14 protein-coding genes are annotated in these 16492 nt (G+C 52.3%); 3 read left to right on the top strand and 11 right to left on the bottom strand.

Translation table 11 applies throughout. The features are described from left to right. Window positions 1-6: 6 nt before the first annotated feature. The 4 genes from bcp to ACPYIV_RS08725 all read right to left on the bottom strand — a co-directional run bounded on the left by bcp (window position 7) and on the right by ACPYIV_RS08725 (window position 3725). Window positions 7-465, bottom strand: coding sequence for a thioredoxin-dependent thiol peroxidase (gene bcp / locus ACPYIV_RS08740; RefSeq protein ID WP_293734918.1), 459 nt, complete (start codon window positions 463-465; stop codon window positions 7-9). Between the two features lie 9 nt (window positions 466-474). After that, complete coding sequence (locus ACPYIV_RS08735; protein WP_293734919.1) at window positions 475-1488, bottom strand: radical SAM protein; 1014 nt, start codon at window positions 1486-1488, stop codon at window positions 475-477. A 6-nt stretch (window positions 1489-1494) separates the two neighbouring features. Beyond that, window positions 1495-2688, bottom strand: coding sequence for a saccharopine dehydrogenase family protein (locus ACPYIV_RS08730; RefSeq protein WP_293734920.1), 1194 nt, complete (start codon window positions 2686-2688; stop codon window positions 1495-1497). A gap of 200 nt (window positions 2689-2888) precedes the next feature. Next, the gene (locus ACPYIV_RS08725) at window positions 2889-3725 is read right to left on the bottom strand and encodes an AraC family transcriptional regulator (protein ID WP_293733504.1); all 837 of its coding nucleotides are present in this window, start codon (window positions 3723-3725) and stop codon (window positions 2889-2891) included. A 144-nt stretch (window positions 3726-3869) separates the two neighbouring features. Between ACPYIV_RS08725 and ACPYIV_RS08720 the strand changes: the two genes are divergently transcribed. The 3 genes from ACPYIV_RS08720 to ACPYIV_RS08710 are packed head-to-tail and all read left to right on the top strand — an operon-like array spanning window position 3870 to window position 9574. Beyond that, the gene (locus ACPYIV_RS08720) at window positions 3870-4985 is read left to right on the top strand and encodes an efflux RND transporter periplasmic adaptor subunit (RefSeq protein WP_425886357.1); all 1116 of its coding nucleotides are present in this window, start codon (window positions 3870-3872) and stop codon (window positions 4983-4985) included. Between the two features lie 9 nt (window positions 4986-4994). After that, entirely contained in the window at window positions 4995-8210 is a 3216-nt protein-coding gene (locus ACPYIV_RS08715) for an efflux RND transporter permease subunit (protein WP_425886511.1), read from the top strand. Beyond that, a complete protein-coding gene (locus ACPYIV_RS08710) occupies window positions 8207-9574 on the top strand; it encodes a TolC family protein (protein WP_425886355.1) in 1368 nt (455 codons plus the stop codon). The genes ACPYIV_RS08715 and ACPYIV_RS08710 overlap by 4 nt, the downstream gene beginning before the upstream one ends. Window positions 9575-9810: 236 nt before the next feature. Here the strand turns inward: ACPYIV_RS08710 and trpA are convergent, their stop codons facing one another. From trpA to trpB, 7 genes are all read right to left on the bottom strand, one after another. Then, a complete protein-coding gene (gene trpA, locus ACPYIV_RS08705) occupies window positions 9811-10584 on the bottom strand; it encodes a tryptophan synthase subunit alpha (protein ID WP_425886510.1) in 774 nt (257 codons plus the stop codon). A gap of 4 nt (window positions 10585-10588) precedes the next feature. Continuing rightward, a complete protein-coding gene (locus ACPYIV_RS08700; RefSeq protein ID WP_425886354.1) occupies window positions 10589-11227 on the bottom strand; it encodes a phosphoribosylanthranilate isomerase in 639 nt (212 codons plus the stop codon). Then, window positions 11224-12033: an indole-3-glycerol phosphate synthase TrpC gene (trpC, locus tag ACPYIV_RS08695; protein ID WP_300761822.1), complete on the bottom strand. Its 810-nt coding sequence runs from the start codon at window positions 12031-12033 to the stop codon at window positions 11224-11226. The genes ACPYIV_RS08700 and trpC overlap by 4 nt, the downstream gene beginning before the upstream one ends. A gap of 55 nt (window positions 12034-12088) precedes the next feature. Further along, the gene (trpD, locus tag ACPYIV_RS08690; protein WP_293733510.1) at window positions 12089-13087 is read right to left on the bottom strand and encodes an anthranilate phosphoribosyltransferase; all 999 of its coding nucleotides are present in this window, start codon (window positions 13085-13087) and stop codon (window positions 12089-12091) included. 15 nt (window positions 13088-13102) lie between these two features. Continuing rightward, the gene (locus ACPYIV_RS08685) at window positions 13103-13678 is read right to left on the bottom strand and encodes an anthranilate synthase component II (protein WP_425886353.1); all 576 of its coding nucleotides are present in this window, start codon (window positions 13676-13678) and stop codon (window positions 13103-13105) included. Between the two features lie 78 nt (window positions 13679-13756). Next, on the bottom strand, window positions 13757-15160 hold the full coding sequence (locus tag ACPYIV_RS08680; protein ID WP_425886352.1) for an anthranilate synthase component I family protein: 1404 nt from the start codon (window positions 15158-15160) through the stop codon (window positions 13757-13759). Then, a complete protein-coding gene (gene trpB / locus ACPYIV_RS08675) occupies window positions 15157-16344 on the bottom strand; it encodes a tryptophan synthase subunit beta (RefSeq protein WP_293733513.1) in 1188 nt (395 codons plus the stop codon). The genes ACPYIV_RS08680 and trpB overlap by 4 nt, the downstream gene beginning before the upstream one ends. Between the last annotated feature and the right edge of the window lie 148 nt (window positions 16345-16492).

Here is a 16492-nt window from a genome sequence, read left to right as displayed (position 1 = left end):
TTCCTTTTATAGATTAAGGATTTGATTTGCATGGTCTTTAGTCTTCACCTCTTTCGGGCCGATGATATTGGTCACGATGCCGTTCTCATCAATAATAAAGGTGGTGCGGAGAGTCCCCATGTATGAACGTCCGTACAATTTTTTTTCTGCCCAAACCCCGAACTGCTGTTGCAGGGTTGTATCCGTATCAGCGATGAGGCTGAAAGGAAGTTCTTGTTTTGCGATAAAACCCTGATGGGACTTGGCGCTGTCCTTGCTGACGCCAACCACTGCGTAGCCGGCATCCAGTAAGTCTTGATAGCCGTCCCGGAGGCTGCATGCTTCTGCTGTGCAACCGCTGGTGTTGTCTTTCGGGTAGAAATAGAGCGCCAGCTTCTTTCCTTTGAAGTCGCTCAGCTTTATCTCTTTCCCGTTCTGGTCGAGTCCCAATACCTCGGGAGCTTTATCACCTATTTGTATTGCCATATATTTATTTTACTTGATGTTATAGTTCATTTTGCGCGTTACATCCGCTTTCCTGCGGGCTCTTCGTCCGAAGACTTTCCCGAACAGTTTTCTTCCCATGTGATGTGCGGCGGCGTATGATTCGAATGTCTCTTTCCGGTAATCGAAATCGTCTTGCCAGCATTCTTGGGGAGATACGTAACAGTATGTAATCTTTTCGATACTGTTGTCATCCGCCTCGTTTTCCTTTAGTACGATGATGTTCTGCTTGTCGGGAGCCAGGCAGGTGATATGCCTGCGGCGGCATTCCTCGATGAGCGGAACCAAGACGGCATCATACCTCGCATAGATATTTGTCAGGTCGAAATCCTGATATTCGCTTTCTCCGATCTTCTGGATCGGGCGGAGTTGCAGGATATCCAGTTCGTCGCCGGCAACTTCCCATATCCGGCTCAGTTCTTCGAGGTTGTCGTTGTTGATCGTATAGTTGATACGCAACTTGAATTGCGGATGCTGTTTCTTTACTTCTGCAACGTTGGCAAGCAGCCTGCGGAACAGGTCGAATTTGCCGTTCGTCATCAGATATTCGTAAGTTTCGCGTGTAAAGCCGTGTGCCGAGAGTGTAAGTTCATCCAGTCCGTTTTCCACGGCAGCGGTCAACTGCTCTTTTGTCAGCAGATTCCCGTTTGTCGTAAGTGAAACGTAAGGGACGCCGTACCGTTTGCCTAATGCGATGATCTTTACCAGGTCCTTATGCAGAGTCGGTTCCGCTCCGCAGCCTACCTGAAGTTTCAGGGCACGGTGGAACAGGCTTCCGGCAATGGCTTCAATCTCTTCATATCTCAGGGTACCCCGCAGGCTTTTCCTCTTTTCTTCGTCACTGAAATAACACATTTTACAGCGGAAGTTACAGGCCAGCACCGGATCGAGGAAAACTCCGATATACCGTTTGCCTAACACATGAAACAACCAGAGGCCCAATAATTTGAGCCTTCTGCTTTTGATTTGTGTACCCAGACGTAGTATCCTGTAGATATTGCCCATTCTCTTTTACAGTTCCAGATCTACGTTGAACAGTTCGTGCCAGGGCAGACCTTGTTCGTTCAGTTCCTTCATGAATGGATCGGGATCAAACTCTTCTACGTTCCAAACACCCGGTTTCTTCCAAACGCCTTGCATGAACAGCTTGGCGCCGATCATGGCCGGAACGCCGGTCGTGTAGCTTACACCCTGTGCGCCTGTTTCGAGGAAGGCGGCATGGTGGCTACAGTTATTATATACGTAGTAAGTCATCTCCTTGCCATCCTTGATACCACGGATGCGGCAACCGATGGAGGTCTCGCCTGTATAGTTCTCACCCAGATCGCCGGGATTCGGCAATACGGCTTTCAGGAACTGGATCGGAACGATCTCCTGCCCGTTATAGATGATCGGATCGATGCGGGCCATGCCGATATTCTGGATCACACGCAGGTGAGTCAGGTATTCTTGTCCGAAGGTCATCCAGAAGCGGGCACGTTTGATTGTCGGGAAGTTCTTGGTCAGACTTTCCAGCTCTTCGTGGTACATCAGGTAAGACTCTTTCGGGCCGACGTTCGGGTAGTTCAAAGGTTTGTGGACGGACAGCGGGTCTGTCTCCTTCCATTCCCCGTTTTCGAAATATTTACCCCGCTGGGTGATCTCGCGGATATTGATTTCCGGATTGAAGTTGGTTGCAAATGCTTTGTGGTGGTCGCCGGCGTTGCAGTCCACAATATCCAGGTATTGGATTTCATCGAAATGATGTTTGGCCGCATAAGCCGTATATACACCTGTTACACCCGGATCGAACCCGCAACCGAGGATTGCTGTCAGGCCGGCGTCTTCGAAACGTTTCTTGTATGCCCACTGCCAGCTGTATTGGTATTTGGCTTCGTCCAGCGGTTCGTAATTGGCCGTGTCGAGATAACTGACGCCGTATGCCAGGCAGGCATCCATGATGTGGAGGTCCTGGTAAGGCAAAGCCAGGTTTACCACTAAGTCCGGTTTGAAGGAGTTGAACAAGCGGGTGAGTTCTTCCACGTTGTCCGCATCGACCTGTGCTGTTTGTACCTTTACATTTTTAATATCGGCGGCGATCCTGTCGCACTTGCTTTTCGTGCGGCTGGCAACCATGATATCGGTAAAGACATCCGCGTTCATCGCGATCTTCTTAACAGCAACGGTACTAACGCCCCCTGCACCAATCACTAATACTCTTCCCATTTACTAATAGAATTAATCTTGTTAATATACAGTTTACAAGGTTTTAAACCTAACGACAAATATACGATGAATCTTTGAATAATCGGATAAGGTAGGAGATAAAAACAGTTTCATGCCCGAGAAACAAAATTTTCATGCAGGGGAAACAAAAGTTTCATGCGCATGAAACTAAAATTCCGTGCGGACGGACCGGAAGCCGGTTATCCGGGATTACGTCTGTAGTTTATCGGAGAGATGCCGGTATGCTTTTTGAAATACCGGCCGAAGAATGACTGGTCCGGGAATTGCAGTTGGTTTGCTATTTCCTGTATGCTCAAGTCTGTCGATTGGAGTAGCGCTTTGATTTCGAGGATGACATGGCGGTCGATGATGTTTTTGGCAGTAGTGCCGGTTACATTCTGGACGATAGAAGACAGGTAGCGTGGAGTGATGAACAGTTTGGCGGCATAAAAAGAGACTTCCCGCTGGGTTATGCAATGGGCATGGATCAGGCGGATGAAGCGTTTGAAGAGCTCTTCCTGCCGGTTCGGGCCGTCGGGCTTCTTCTGTAAGAAGAGATGCTGGGTTTTGTCGTAGAAATCCAAGAGGAAGTTTTGTACATAGTTCTTGAATATCTGCAGACGGAAGTTGTTGTCCCTGTCTTTGTATAGATCCTCCATTGCAAGCGTCAGGCCGACGATCGGTTTGACTCGTTCTTCCGGTACGATGATGCAGGGGTGTTCTTTCAGGAAGTGAAAGAAAGAGGGATCGAGGCGGGAGGTAATTTCCTCGAACAGAGTCTTGGTGAAATGGATGTAGGAAGTCGTGAAATCCGGGCTGACGTACGTATAATTGATGATACTTCCGGGTAGAATCACGAGTTGGGTGTTTTCTACGATCTCATAAGACTGAAGATCGATCTCGAGGCGTGCCGTTCCGCGATGGCAGAAAAAGATCGTGATGTCATCCAGCTTCGCTATCTGGTTGACGGGGAAGTTTGTCACTTCATTCGCATTAGCGATGAACGGTTCTTTATCCGGTAAGCGTAATATTTCCATATTTATTTCTGTTTTGGAACAAAAGTAAGGATCTTTTTTGGGTAATCGGAATAATTGTTCCGGTTTTGAACAATGTAGGCTACGTCTTGAACTCTGCAGAGCAAAGAATCACATCTACCTTTGCCGCGAATTAAAGATTGGAAAATGACAATGATGAACAAAAGATGGATGCAACTCTTAGGTATTATTAGTTGCGCAGTGTTAGTGGTGTCTTGCAAGCAAGCGCCGTCGGTACGAATGGAAGCGGAGTATGCAGTGTTGCAGGTACAACCTTCCGACAAGGTGATCTCCACAACTTATTCGGCGACAATTCGCGGGCGACAGGATATCGATATCTATCCGCAGGTATCGGGCTTTATAACCAAGCTATGCGTAGAAGAAGGGCAGGCAGTGCGCCGCGGGCAGGTGCTGTTCGTGATCGATCAGGTGCCCTATCTGGCAGCCTTGCAGACAGCCGAAGCGAATGTCGAGGCCGCCACTGCTTCGCTGTCGACAGCCAAACTGACTTACGACAGTAAAAAGGAACTCCGTGCCCGCAACGTAGTTTCCGATTTTGACCTGAAGACCTCCGAGAACGCTTGGCTAAGCGCCAAGGCGCAATTAGCGCAGATGAAGGCCCAGGAACTGAGTGCCCGTAACAATCTCTCTTATACGGAAGTGAAAAGCCCGTGCGACGGAGTGGTCGGTACTTTGCCCTATCGCGTCGGGGCGTTGGTGAGTGCCAGTTTGCCGCAGCCGTTGACTACGGTTTCGGACAATTCGGATATGTACGTGTATTTCTCGATGACGGAGAACCAGTTGCTTGCCCTGACACGCCAATATGGTTCGAAGGCCGAGGCATTGAAGGAAATGCCGGATGTGGAATTGATGTTGAACGACCAATCGGTGTATGAAGAAAAAGGGAAGATCGAGACGATCAGCGGCGTGGTCGACCGGAACACCGGTACAGTCAGCCTCCGGGCCGTTTTCCCGAATGAAAAAGGCTTGCTCTATAGCGGGACTTCGGGGAATGTCGTCCTGCCGGTAGCCAAGACAGGAAGCTTAGTTATCCCGCAATCCACCACGTTTGAGATACAGGATAAGGTGTATGTGTACAAGATCGTGGACGGCAAGGCACAGTCCGCTCCCGTCAGCGTAACCCGTGTGAACGGCGGCCGGGAGTATATCGTCGACGAGGGATTGCTGGCAGGCGATGTTATTGTAGCGGAAGGCGTCGGCTTGCTGCGTGAAGGAACTCCCATTAAAGTAAAACAAAACTAAGACATGAAAATGAATTTAAGAACCTTTATAGAACGCCCTATCCTGTCGGCTGTCATTTCTATTTCGATAGTCGTCGTGGGCATCATCGGGCTTTTCACATTGCCCGTAGAACAATATCCCGACATTGCGCCGCCAACGATCCAGGTCAGCACGACCTACTTCGGGGCAAGCGCCGAAACGTTGCTGAAGAGCGTAGTCGCTCCGTTAGAGGAAGCGATAAACGGTGTTGAGGACATGACGTATATGACTTCGTCGGCCTCTAACGCCGGTACCGTCAGCATCACCGTCTATTTCAAGCAAGGGACGGATCCGGATATGGCAGCCGTCAACGTGCAGAACCGTGTGTCGAAAGCCACTGGACAGTTGCCGGCCGAGGTGACGCAGGTTGGTATCACGACCTCCAAGCGCCAGACCAGTATCTTGCAGATGTTCTCACTCCACAGCCCTGACAATTCGTATGACGAGAAGTCCCTCGCCAATTACATCAGCATCAACCTGAAGCCGAACATCCTCCGTATACAGGGGGTCGGCGACATGATGATCATGGGCGGCGACTACAGTATGCGTATATGGATGAAACCGGATGTGATGGCCCAGTATAAGTTGATCCCTTCGGACGTGACGCAGGTGCTGTCCGAGCAGAACATCGAATCGGCAACCGGATCGTTCGGCGAAAATTCGGACGAAACCTACCAGTACACCATGAAGTATAAAGGCCGTCTGATCACACCCGAAGAATTCGGCGAAATCGTGATCCGTTCGTCGGAGGACGGCGAAGTATTGAAGCTGAAGACCATCGCCGACATCGAGATGGGCGAAGAAAGCTACGCCTACCACGGCGGTATGGACGGCCATCCCGGTATTTCCTGCATGATCTTTCAGACTGCCGGATCGAATGCCACGGAGGTGAACCAGAATATCGACGCTTTCCTGGAAGAAGCGCGCAAAGACTTGCCGAAAGGCATAGAACTGACGCCGGTAATGAGCTCCAACGACTTCCTCTTTGCCTCTATCCATGAAGTGATAAAGACATTGCTCGAAGCCATACTGTTGGTTATCTTAGTGGTGTATGTGTTCTTGCAGGATATCCGTTCGACGTTTATTCCGCTGGTCGGGATCGTGGTTTCGCTGATCGGTACGTTTGCGTTCATGTCGATTGCCGGGTTCAGTATCAACCTGATCACTCTGTTTGCATTGGTGCTTGTGATCGGAACCGTGGTCGATGATGCGATTGTCGTCGTCGAGGCGGTGCAGGCGAGGTTCGACGTCGGGTACCGCTCTTCCTACATGGCCAGCATCGATGCGATGAAGGGGATCAGCAATGCCATTATCACCTCCTCGTTGGTGTTCATGGCAGTATTTATTCCGGTTTCGTTTATGAGCGGCACTTCGGGTACGTTCTATACCCAGTTCGGTCTGACGATGGCGGTGGCTGTCGGCATATCGGCTGTCAACGCGTTGACGTTGAGCCCGGCGCTCTGTGCCCTTTTCCTCAAACCCTATATCAATGAAGACGGCACGCAGAACAATAATTTTGCCGCCCGCTTCCGTAAAGCCTTCAACGCGGCGTTCGACTCGATGATCGAGAAGTATAAGACAGGCGTCCTGTTCTTCATCAAACGCAAATGGATGGTCTGGTCGCTTCTGGCCTGTTCGGTAGTGCTGCTCGGATACCTGATGAACACGACAAAAACGAGTCTCGTGCCCGACGAAGACCAGGGCGTCGTCTTTGTAAACGTCAGTACGGCAGCCGGCAGCTCCCTGAAGACGACAAACGACGTGATGGAACGCATCGAGCAGCGCATGGAGGGCATCCCGCAGGTATTGCATGTCCAGAAAGTAGCCGGTTACGGCCTACTGGCCGGACAGGGAAACTCCTTCGGTATGCTGATCCTTAAACTGAAACCGTGGGACGAACGTACCGGTAAAGGAGAAGACGTACAAGCCGTTATCAGACAAGTCTACGGCATGACGGCGGATATAAAAGACGCCAGCGTCTTTGCTATCTCGCCGGGTATGATCCCCGGATACGGTATGGGTAACGCCTTGGAACTGCACATGCAGGACAAACAAGGCGGCGACATCAGTACCTTCTTCACGACGACTCAGCAATACTTAGGGGCACTGAACCAGCGTCCTGAAATCTCGATGGCCTACTCGACCTTCGACGTGCGCTACCCGCAATGGACCGTTGAAATCGACGCTTCGAAATGCAAACGGGCCGGAATAACGCCGGATGCCGTGCTGAACACGCTGTCGGGTTACTACGGCGGCCAATATGTCTCTAATTTCAACCGCTTCTCGAAGGTTTACAAAGTGATGATCCAGGCCGACCCGAAATATCGTGCCGACGAGGCCTCCTTAGACAACATCTTCGTGCGTATGTCCAACGGCGAGATGTCGCCGCTCAGTCAGTTCGTGACGCTGACACGCAGTTACGGAGCCGAGTCGTTGAGCCGCTTCAACATGTACAACTCCATAGCCGTAAATGCGATGCCGGCGGAAGGCTACAGTACCGGCGACGCCATCCGCGCCGTGCAGGAGACAGCCGTGCAAGCCCTTCCGAAAGGCTATGGCTATGACTTCGGGGGAATCACCCGCGAGGAGAACACCCAGAGTAATACGACCATCATCATCTTCGGCATTTGTTTCCTCATGATCTACCTGATCCTAAGTGCGCTTTACGAAAGTTTCCTGATCCCGTTCGCGGTGTTGCTGGCCGTTCCGTTCGGTTTGACCGGATCTTTTCTTTTTGCCAGGATGATGGGGTTGGAGAATAATATCTATTTGCAGACAGGTCTGATCATGCTGATCGGTTTGCTTGCCAAGACCGCCATCCTGCTGACGGAGTACGCCGCCGAGCGCCGCAAAGCCGGGATGAGCCTGACCTCGGCCGCCCTTTCAGCCGCCAAAGCCCGTTTGCGCCCGATCCTGATGACAGCCGGAACGATGGTGTTCGGATTGTTGCCCCTGATGGTGGCGACGGGAGTAGGGGCGAACGGAAACAGTTCGCTGGGCACGGGAACCGTAGGAGGTATGCTGATCGGTACGCTGGCGTTGCTGTTTATCGTACCTTCTTTGTTCATCGTATTCCAATATCTGCAAGAGAAGGTTCGTCCCATCCAGTTCCAGCCGGCGGCCGACTGGCAGATCCAGGAAGAATGCACGGAAGCAAAGGAGGAGAGAGAACGTTACTTAGAAAGTAAAAACGAAGAGAAGAAATGAGAAAAGAGATCCTGATCATAACCGTCGCAGCGTTCGCACTGAACAGCTGCGGCATCTATACGAATTACAAACCGGCAACCGAAGTTCCGGAAGACCTCTACGGAGAAGAAGCCGCCGTCACCGACAGTACGGACAACCTTGCCAACCTCGGCTGGCGGGATGTCTTCACCGACCCGCATCTCCGGCAACTGATCGAGCAGGGCTTGCAGAGCAACACCGACCTTCAGTCTGCCCAGTGGCGCGTCAAGGAGGCCGAGGCCACGCTGATGTCTTCCCGCCTGGCCTTCCTGCCCTCGTTCGCCCTCGCCCCGCAAGGGACGGTGAGCAGCTTCGACGGCGGTAAGGCGACGCAGACCTATTCCGTGCCCGTCACCGCCAGTTGGGAGTTGGATATCTTCGGCCGTATGCGCAACGCCAAGCGCCAGGCGAAAGCGTTGCTCGAACAAAGCCATGATTACAGGCAGGCGGTCCGGACGCAGCTTGTTTCCAGCATCGCCAACGTCTATTACACCTTGCTGATGCTCGACGAACAGCTTGTCATCTCGGAGCGTACCCAACAGTCCTGGAAGGAAACCGTCGATGCCACTCGCGCCTTGATGGCTGCCGGCCTCGCCAACGAAGCCGCTGTGTCGCAGATGGAAGCTACCTATTATAGCATCTCCACCTCGATCCTCGACCTGAAGGAGCAGATCAACCAGACTGAAAACAGCCTCTCGCTGCTGCTTGCGGAAAGTCCTCGCAGCATTGTACGCGGCAAGTTGGAAGGACAGTCATTGCCCGAACACCTTGCTGTCGGCATCCCGGTGCAGATGCTTGCAAACCGGCCGGATGTGCGCAACGCGGAACATTCGCTCGAAAGTGCTTTCTATGCTACCAACCAGGCGCGATCGGCGTTCTATCCGTCCATTGTCCTGAGCGGTAGTGCGGGATGGACAAACTCGGCGGGTAGCATGATTGTCAACCCCGGGAAATTCCTTGCGACGGCTGTCGGATCGCTCACCCAGCCTTTGTTCAACCGGGGGGCGAACATCGCCCAGTTGAAGATTGCCAAAGCACAGCAGGAGGAAGCCAAACTGAGTTTCCAGCAGGCTCTCCTCAATGCCGGATCGGAAGTGAACGATGCATTGGTGAAGTACCAGACTGCCCGGGATAAAGCCGGGCTTTATGAGAAGCAGATCGCTTCGCTCGAAAAAGCATACGAAAGCACCTCCCTGACGATGCAGTACGGCAATACGACCTATCTGGAAGTCCTGACCGCCCGCCAGAGTTTGCTGAACGCGCAGTTGACGCAAGTGGCCAACCGATTTACAGAAATACAGGGTGTGATCAACCTGTACCAGGCGCTGGGAGGCGGAAGGGAATAATCGTTGCCCTTGTTTCCGATAGGAGGTTCTTTGTTAATTAATCTGTTTTCGGGAGCCTAAGCAAGGAGTAATAGTTAAAAAAACTATTGTTGTTGTGTCCCGGCGGGAGCTAATAGTTAATAAATCTATCAATGTAATGCCCCGACAGCACTTTCTTTCTGAAAGAGTAGCTGTCGGGACATTACATTGATAGTTTTTTATTGGAGAACATTCCGGCGGGGCGATCCGATAAGGCATTATTGTCTTAAAGCATCCAATAATGCCTCTACGGCACCTCCGATTGCCGGTTCGCTTTTCAACAATTGCATGAATTTGCTGCCGATGATGGCTCCGGATGAGTTGGCGGTGGCTGCCTCGAAAGTGGCCTTATTCGATATGCCGAAACCGACTAAGCGCGGATTGCGGAGGCCCATCCTGTCGATGCGGTGGAAATACGCCTGTTTCTGCTTGTCGAAATCCTGCTGTGCCCCGGTGGTGGAGGCGCTCGATACCATATAGATGAAACCGCTCGTATGCTCGTCGATCAGGCGGATGCGCGCTTCGGAAGTTTCGGGCGTGATCAGCATGATCATTTTGAGGTCGTAGCGGTCGGCGATGGCTTTATAGTCCGTCATGTAGTCGGCGAAAGGCAGGTCGGGGATGATCATGCCGTCTACCCCCGTTTCCACGCATTTCCGGCAGAATGCTTCGAAGCCGAATTGCATGACCGGATTCAGGTAACCCATCAGGATGACGGGGATGTGTACCTCCTTGCGGATGTCCTTCAACTGGTCGAACAGGACGTGCAGCGACATCCCGTTGCGGAGCGCCTCTGTCGAGGCTTCTTGGATTACGGGGCCGTCTGCCATCGGGTCGGAGAAGGGGATCCCTATCTCGACCATGTCGATCCCTTTGTGTTGTAACTCTTTTAATATCTTCGTCGTATCATCCAGGTTCGGATATCCGGCGGTGAAGAAGACGGAGAGGATTCCGTCTTTCTTTGTGTTGAATAAGTTTGTGATACGGTTCATTTCTTTATGCATTATGAATTTCTTTAATAAATATTTTTAGTTTCTCGATATCTTTCAGTCCCGGTTCGATCTCGAACCCGCTGTTGAGGTCGATCCCGGCAAGGCGGGGATGCCTGAAACTGCGTATCGCCGCGGCGCTTTCGGGACGTATGCCGCCGCTTAAAAGGAAAGGGGTGCTTCCCTTGTAGCTTTCGAGGACAGACCAGTCGAATTGCTTGCCCGAACCTCCATAACCGTCGCATTTGGTGTCGAAGAGGAAATAATCGACACGCCCTTCGTAGCCAGCTGTCTGGCAGAGATCGTCCGCCGTCGCAATCCGGAATGCTTTGATCAGCGAATAGCCGCGCTTCTGCAGCGCATGGCACTCGTCCGGTGTCTCATTCCCGTGCAGTTGCAGATAATCGAGCCGGAAAACGCTTGCCGCCTCCGTCATCTCTTCCAAAGAAGCATTAACAAAAACACCAACGGTTTTTAATTGAGAATTGAGAATTGAAAATTGCGGCAAGCGGTATTCCCATTTTCCATTTTCAAATATTCTTCGCGGGGAACCCGCGAAGAATATTACTCCTATCCAGTTGACCCCTAAGGAAGCGACCTTCCGTATGTTTTCGGGGTCGCGCATTCCGCATACTTTGATGATCATGACAGTCCTCCTATGAATTGTGCGAGGGTGTCGCCCGGCTTGTCGGTTTTCATAAACGTTTCGCCGATCAGGAAACCGCGGAAACCGGCTTTGCGGAGCTTCGCAACGGTGGCAGTGACCGAAATGCCGCTTTCTGAAACTAACAGGGGGGAAAGGCCCTTTTCACGGGTGACCGTTTGCATCGCCTCCGCCAGGCGGAAGGAGTTTTCGATCTCGGTATGGAACGTACCGAGGTTGCGGTTATTTACGCCCAGCATATCGACATAGCCGTTGAGGTGGCCGAGCTCTTCCTCGCTATGGATTTCCAACAGCACCTCCATATCGAGTGTATGGGCCAGCTCTGCAAACGTAAGGCATTGTTCCGCGCTGAGGCAGGCGGCGATCAGCAGCACCGCGTCGGCTCCCATCACGCGTGCCTGGTAGAGCTGGTATTCGTCGATGATGAAGTCTTTGCGCAGCAAAGGAAGGTCCACGAGTCTGCGTGTTTTGCACAGGTCGCCTAAGGAACCCCCGAAAAAGTCCGGATCGGTCAGGACGGAGCAAGCAGCCGCCCCTCCCTTCTCATAAGCAGGCAACACGTCGGCCACGGCAGCACCGGGATGCAACCATCCTTTCGAAGGGCTTTTCCGCTTGAACTCGGCAATAATCCCCGACGGCGATGCGGCAAGGGAAGCCCGCATGGAACGGGTCGGGCGTTCAATCCGTTCGCCGCCCAGACCCAAAAGGGTCCGGAGGCTGACGGCCTGCTTCTGCCGCTCCACTTCGATGTGCTTATTGGCAATGATGTCTTGTAATATATCTTTCATAATTTATTGTCTATATTATAAATAATCTCCTCCCAATCCGGGATATTGGGGATGTTCATTTGCTGTTTAATTCGATGAAGCGGTTGAATGTTTGCAAGGCTTTGCCGCTTTCCAGGGCTTCGCGGGCTTCGTCGAGGCATTCTGTGATTCTTTTTTCAGGGCAGATGACCTGGATGGCGAAGGCGGAGTTGGCAATTACGCAGTTCTTTTGTGCGCGGGTGGCACGGTTGCTCAGGACAGCATCGAAGATACGGGCTGCTTCGGCTACTGTTTGGCCGCCGTCCAGTTCCGCTTCCGTTGCGCGGGAGAAACCTAACATCTCCGGCGTGTAGAGCTTTTCTTTTTCGGGCATTGCTACCTTGAACTCCGCCGTCAGCGAGATTTCGTCGTACCCGTCGAGGCTGTGTATGACGGCAAAACGCGTCCCGCTCTCCTGGTAGGTGTAGCTGTAGAGGCGGAGCAACGGCAGGTTGTACACGCCTAACAACTGGTAGGCAGGCATCACCGGGTTGACTAACGGGCCGAGCATGTTGAAGAAGCTACGTACGCCTAAGCTCTTCCTCACGGGGGCGACGGCCTTCAAAGCCGGGTTGAACAGCGGGGCATGCAGGTAAGCAATCCGGCAGGCCTCCATTGAACGGCGCAACCGGTCGATGTCGTTGGTAAACTTCACGCCGTGCTGCTCCATCACATTGCTGGCGCCGCTGACCGAAGTAGCCCCGTAGTTCCCGTGCTTCACGACATTATAGCCGGCTCCTGCCACGACAAAGCAGGAGGTCGTGCTGATGTTGAACGTATTCTTTCCGTCGCCTCCCGTCCCCACGATGTCGATCGGCCTGAACTCCGACAAATCCACCGGGACACGCATCTCGAGCAACGCCTCGCGGAACCCTGCCAACTCCTCGACGGAGATGTTACGCATCAGGTACACCGTTATTAGACTGGCAATCTGGGAATCATTATATTTCCCTCCGGCCATATTCTGAAGAATCGTCCGTGCCTCATCCCGTCCCAGATACTGGTGCTCAAACAATCTATATAATATATCTTTCATTTTAACTTTCAATTTTCAATTTTCAATTCCCAAGATCCAGTTCCGTATGATCGTCTTCCCCTTCGGTGTCAGGACGGATTCGGGGTGGAACTGGATGCCGCGGACATCGTATTCGCGGTGGCGCAGTGCCATGATCTGTCCCTCTTCCGCATCTTCGGCCGTGATCTCCAAACAGTTCGGAAAATTCTCTTTCGATACGGCCCACGAGTGGTAGCGCCCCGCACGGAAACCGGGTTCCAGGCCGGCAAACAACGGCTCTTTCGCCTTTATCCGGATATCGGAACAAACCCCGTGGTGCACGTCCGTCAGGTTGATAAGCGTCGCCCCGAAAGCCTCGCCTATCGCCTGTTCTCCGAGACATACCCCTAAGATGCTCTTGGTCGGTGCATAGCGGCGGATCAGTGGCAGCAGGATGCCTGCCTCCTCCGGGATGCCCGGACCGGGGGAGAGGAGGATCTTGTCGAAACGTTCGACCTCGTCGAGTGTGATCTTGTCATTGCGATGCACCTCTACATCCGCCCCCAATTCCTTCAGTATGTGCAATAGGTTATAGGTAAAGGAATCATAATTATCGAATAATAATACTTTCATAATACGTCATTTTTAAATTAATCCGGTAGAATAAGAATCTCTGATTTATCCCATCCCCCAATTATTCATTATTCATTATTAATTAACCAACGTCGTTGCCAGGTCGATCGCCTTCTTCAAGGCTCCCAGTTTATTGTTTACTTCCTGCAACTCCCGTTCGTCATTGCTCTTGGCGACAATTCCCGCTCCCGCCTGGTAGTACAGGACATTCCCGCGGCTGACGAATGTACGGATCGTGATGGCTTGGTTCAGGTCGCCGTCGAAACCGATAAAGCCGATGCAGCCGCCATAGGCGCCGCGGTTGTGTTTCTCTATCTCCGTGATCAGTTGCATGGCGCGTACTTTGGGCGCTCCGCTCAGCGTACCGGCCGGGAAGGTGTCGATATAGGTTTTCACCGGGTTGCTGCCGGCCTCGATCTCGCCGCTGACACGCGACACGAGGTGGATGACATGGCTGTAGTACTGCACCTCTTTGTAGAAATCGACCTGTACGTCATGCGCGTTACGCGACAGGTCGTTGCGGGCAAGGTCGACCAGCATCACGTGCTCGGCATTTTCTTTCGGATCGGCGAGCAAGGCCTCTGTGCGCTGCCTGTCGAGTGCGACGTCTCCCGTGCGGAAGGCTGTGCCTGCAATCGGGTCGATGCTTGCGTGGCCGTCCGCCACTTTGCAGTGTGTTTCGGGTGAGGAGCCGAAGATACGGAACCCTCCGAAGTCGAAGTAAAAGAGGTAGGGGGAAGGGTTGATGCTCCGGAGGGCGCGGTAGACCTTGAAGTCGTCTCCCTTGAACGGTTGCTCGAACCGGCGGCTGAGTACGATCTGGAACACGTCCCCGCGGAGGCAATGACGGATGCCTTCGCGTACCATCGCTTTATATTCCTCGCCGCTGATGGGAGAGGTCTCAGGGCCGGTGGCCTGGAAGTTGTAGGAAGCGTAGTTCCGGTTCCCGATCAGCGCCTCTATCTCCTGAAGATTGGAGCTTTCTCCCGGCTGTAGCAGTTCGACGAGCGTCAGTTCGTTTTTGAAGTGGTTGAAGACGAGGACATACTTATAAAGAATGTAGAGCATATCGGGTGCATCATTTTCCTCATGGTGCGCCTCCATCACCGGGATGTTCTCGAAATAGCGGACGGCGTCGAAAGCAGTATATCCGAATAGCCCGCAGACCTTTTTGTCGGGTCCTTCAACTGTGAAGCGCTTCAGGAAGGTATTCATGGCATCCGCAACATTAAATGTTTCTGTCAGGGGGGTAACTTCAGTTTGCCCATCGGGAAAGGTAACCGTGCATTCCCCGTTATTGATCCCGATGCTTGCCAGCGGGCAGAGCGCAATGTAGGAAAGGCTGTTTTCATTACCATGAAAATCGGAGCTTTCCAGCAGTGCCGATTCCGGATAAATATCCCGTACCTTCAAGTAGATGCTGACGGGCGTATGGAGGTCGCCGAGGACCTTCCGGCTTATTGTTTTAAATGTATAATTCATATATTGTTCTTATAATCGATGTAAGTTTCCATATCTTTGTCTCCCCGGCCCGATACAGTCAGGACGACGACATCTTCCGGTTTGAATTTCACCTTCGACAAAGCCCCCAACGCGTGTGCGCTTTCGAGTGCCGGGATAATCCCTTCGATGCGCGTAAGTTCGAAAGCCGCTTCTAACGCTTCATCATCATTGACGGCGAGGATCGTAGCGCGGTGTGTCTCCGAGAGATTCGCATGGATCGGTCCGATGCCGGGATAATCCAGTCCGGCGGAGATGGAATAGGGCTCTTCGATCTGTCCATCTTCATTTTGCATTACAAGCGTCCGCGCTCCATGTATAATACCTTTTTTCCCCAACTGGATGGTTGCAGCGCTTTGTCCGGTCGTGATCCCCAGGCCGCCAGCCTCGGCAAGGACGATTTTTACCCGCTCGTCATCGATAAAATGGTAGATCGTACCCGCTGCGTTGCTTCCTCCGCCTACACAGGCGATCAGGTAATCGGGATAGTCGCGCCCTTCCTGCTCTGACAGTTGCTTTTTAATTTCTTTGCTGATGACGGATTGCAGACGTGCCACCATATCCGGATACGGGTGCGGTCCGACGGTCGATCCGATGATATAGTACGTGTCTGAGGGGTGGCAACACCAGTCGCGTATCGCTTCGTTGGTCGCATCTTTCAGCGTCATATTGCCGGAAGTGACGGGGACGACAGTCGCGCCTAACATCTCCATCTTCTGCACGTTGGCATGTTGGCGTTCCACATCCGTCTTACCCATATAGACGATACATTCCATATTCATCAACGCACAGACGGTAGCGGTCGCTACGCCGTGCTGCCCGGCTCCTGTCTCGGCGATGATGCGGGTTTTCCCCATCCGGCGGGCCAGGAGGATCTGTCCGACCGTGTTGTTGATCTTATGCGCGCCGGTATGGTTCAGGTCTTCCCGTTTCAGGTAAATCTTGCAGCCGTACTTCGCGCTCAGCCGTTTGGCGAGGTAAAGAGGGGAGGGACGGCCGACGTAATCCCTGAGCAACTGGTCGAATTCTTTCTTGAAACTGTCGCTTTCCAGCACTTCCAGGTACTTCTTTTGTAAATCTTCCACACACTGGTGAAGTATTTCGGGAATGTATGCACCTCCGAACTCACCATAATACCCGTTTTCGTCAACTTGATACGTTTTCATCGTTCTTTCTTTTATTATTTATCCATTATTTTTTCAAACCTATTTGTAATTGCCTTAAACGAAAAAAGGCCTGCCGCAAGTGCGACAGACCTTTTATTATATCACCATAGTATATACATGAGGACTGGTTCCTTACGACCTTATGAGT

Source organism: Parabacteroides vesiculifaciens (assembly GCF_049860805.1).
In the GTDB taxonomy this organism is placed as follows: Bacteria; Bacteroidota; Bacteroidia; order Bacteroidales; family Tannerellaceae; genus Parabacteroides.
This window is presented reverse-complemented; position numbering and strand designations above follow the sequence as displayed.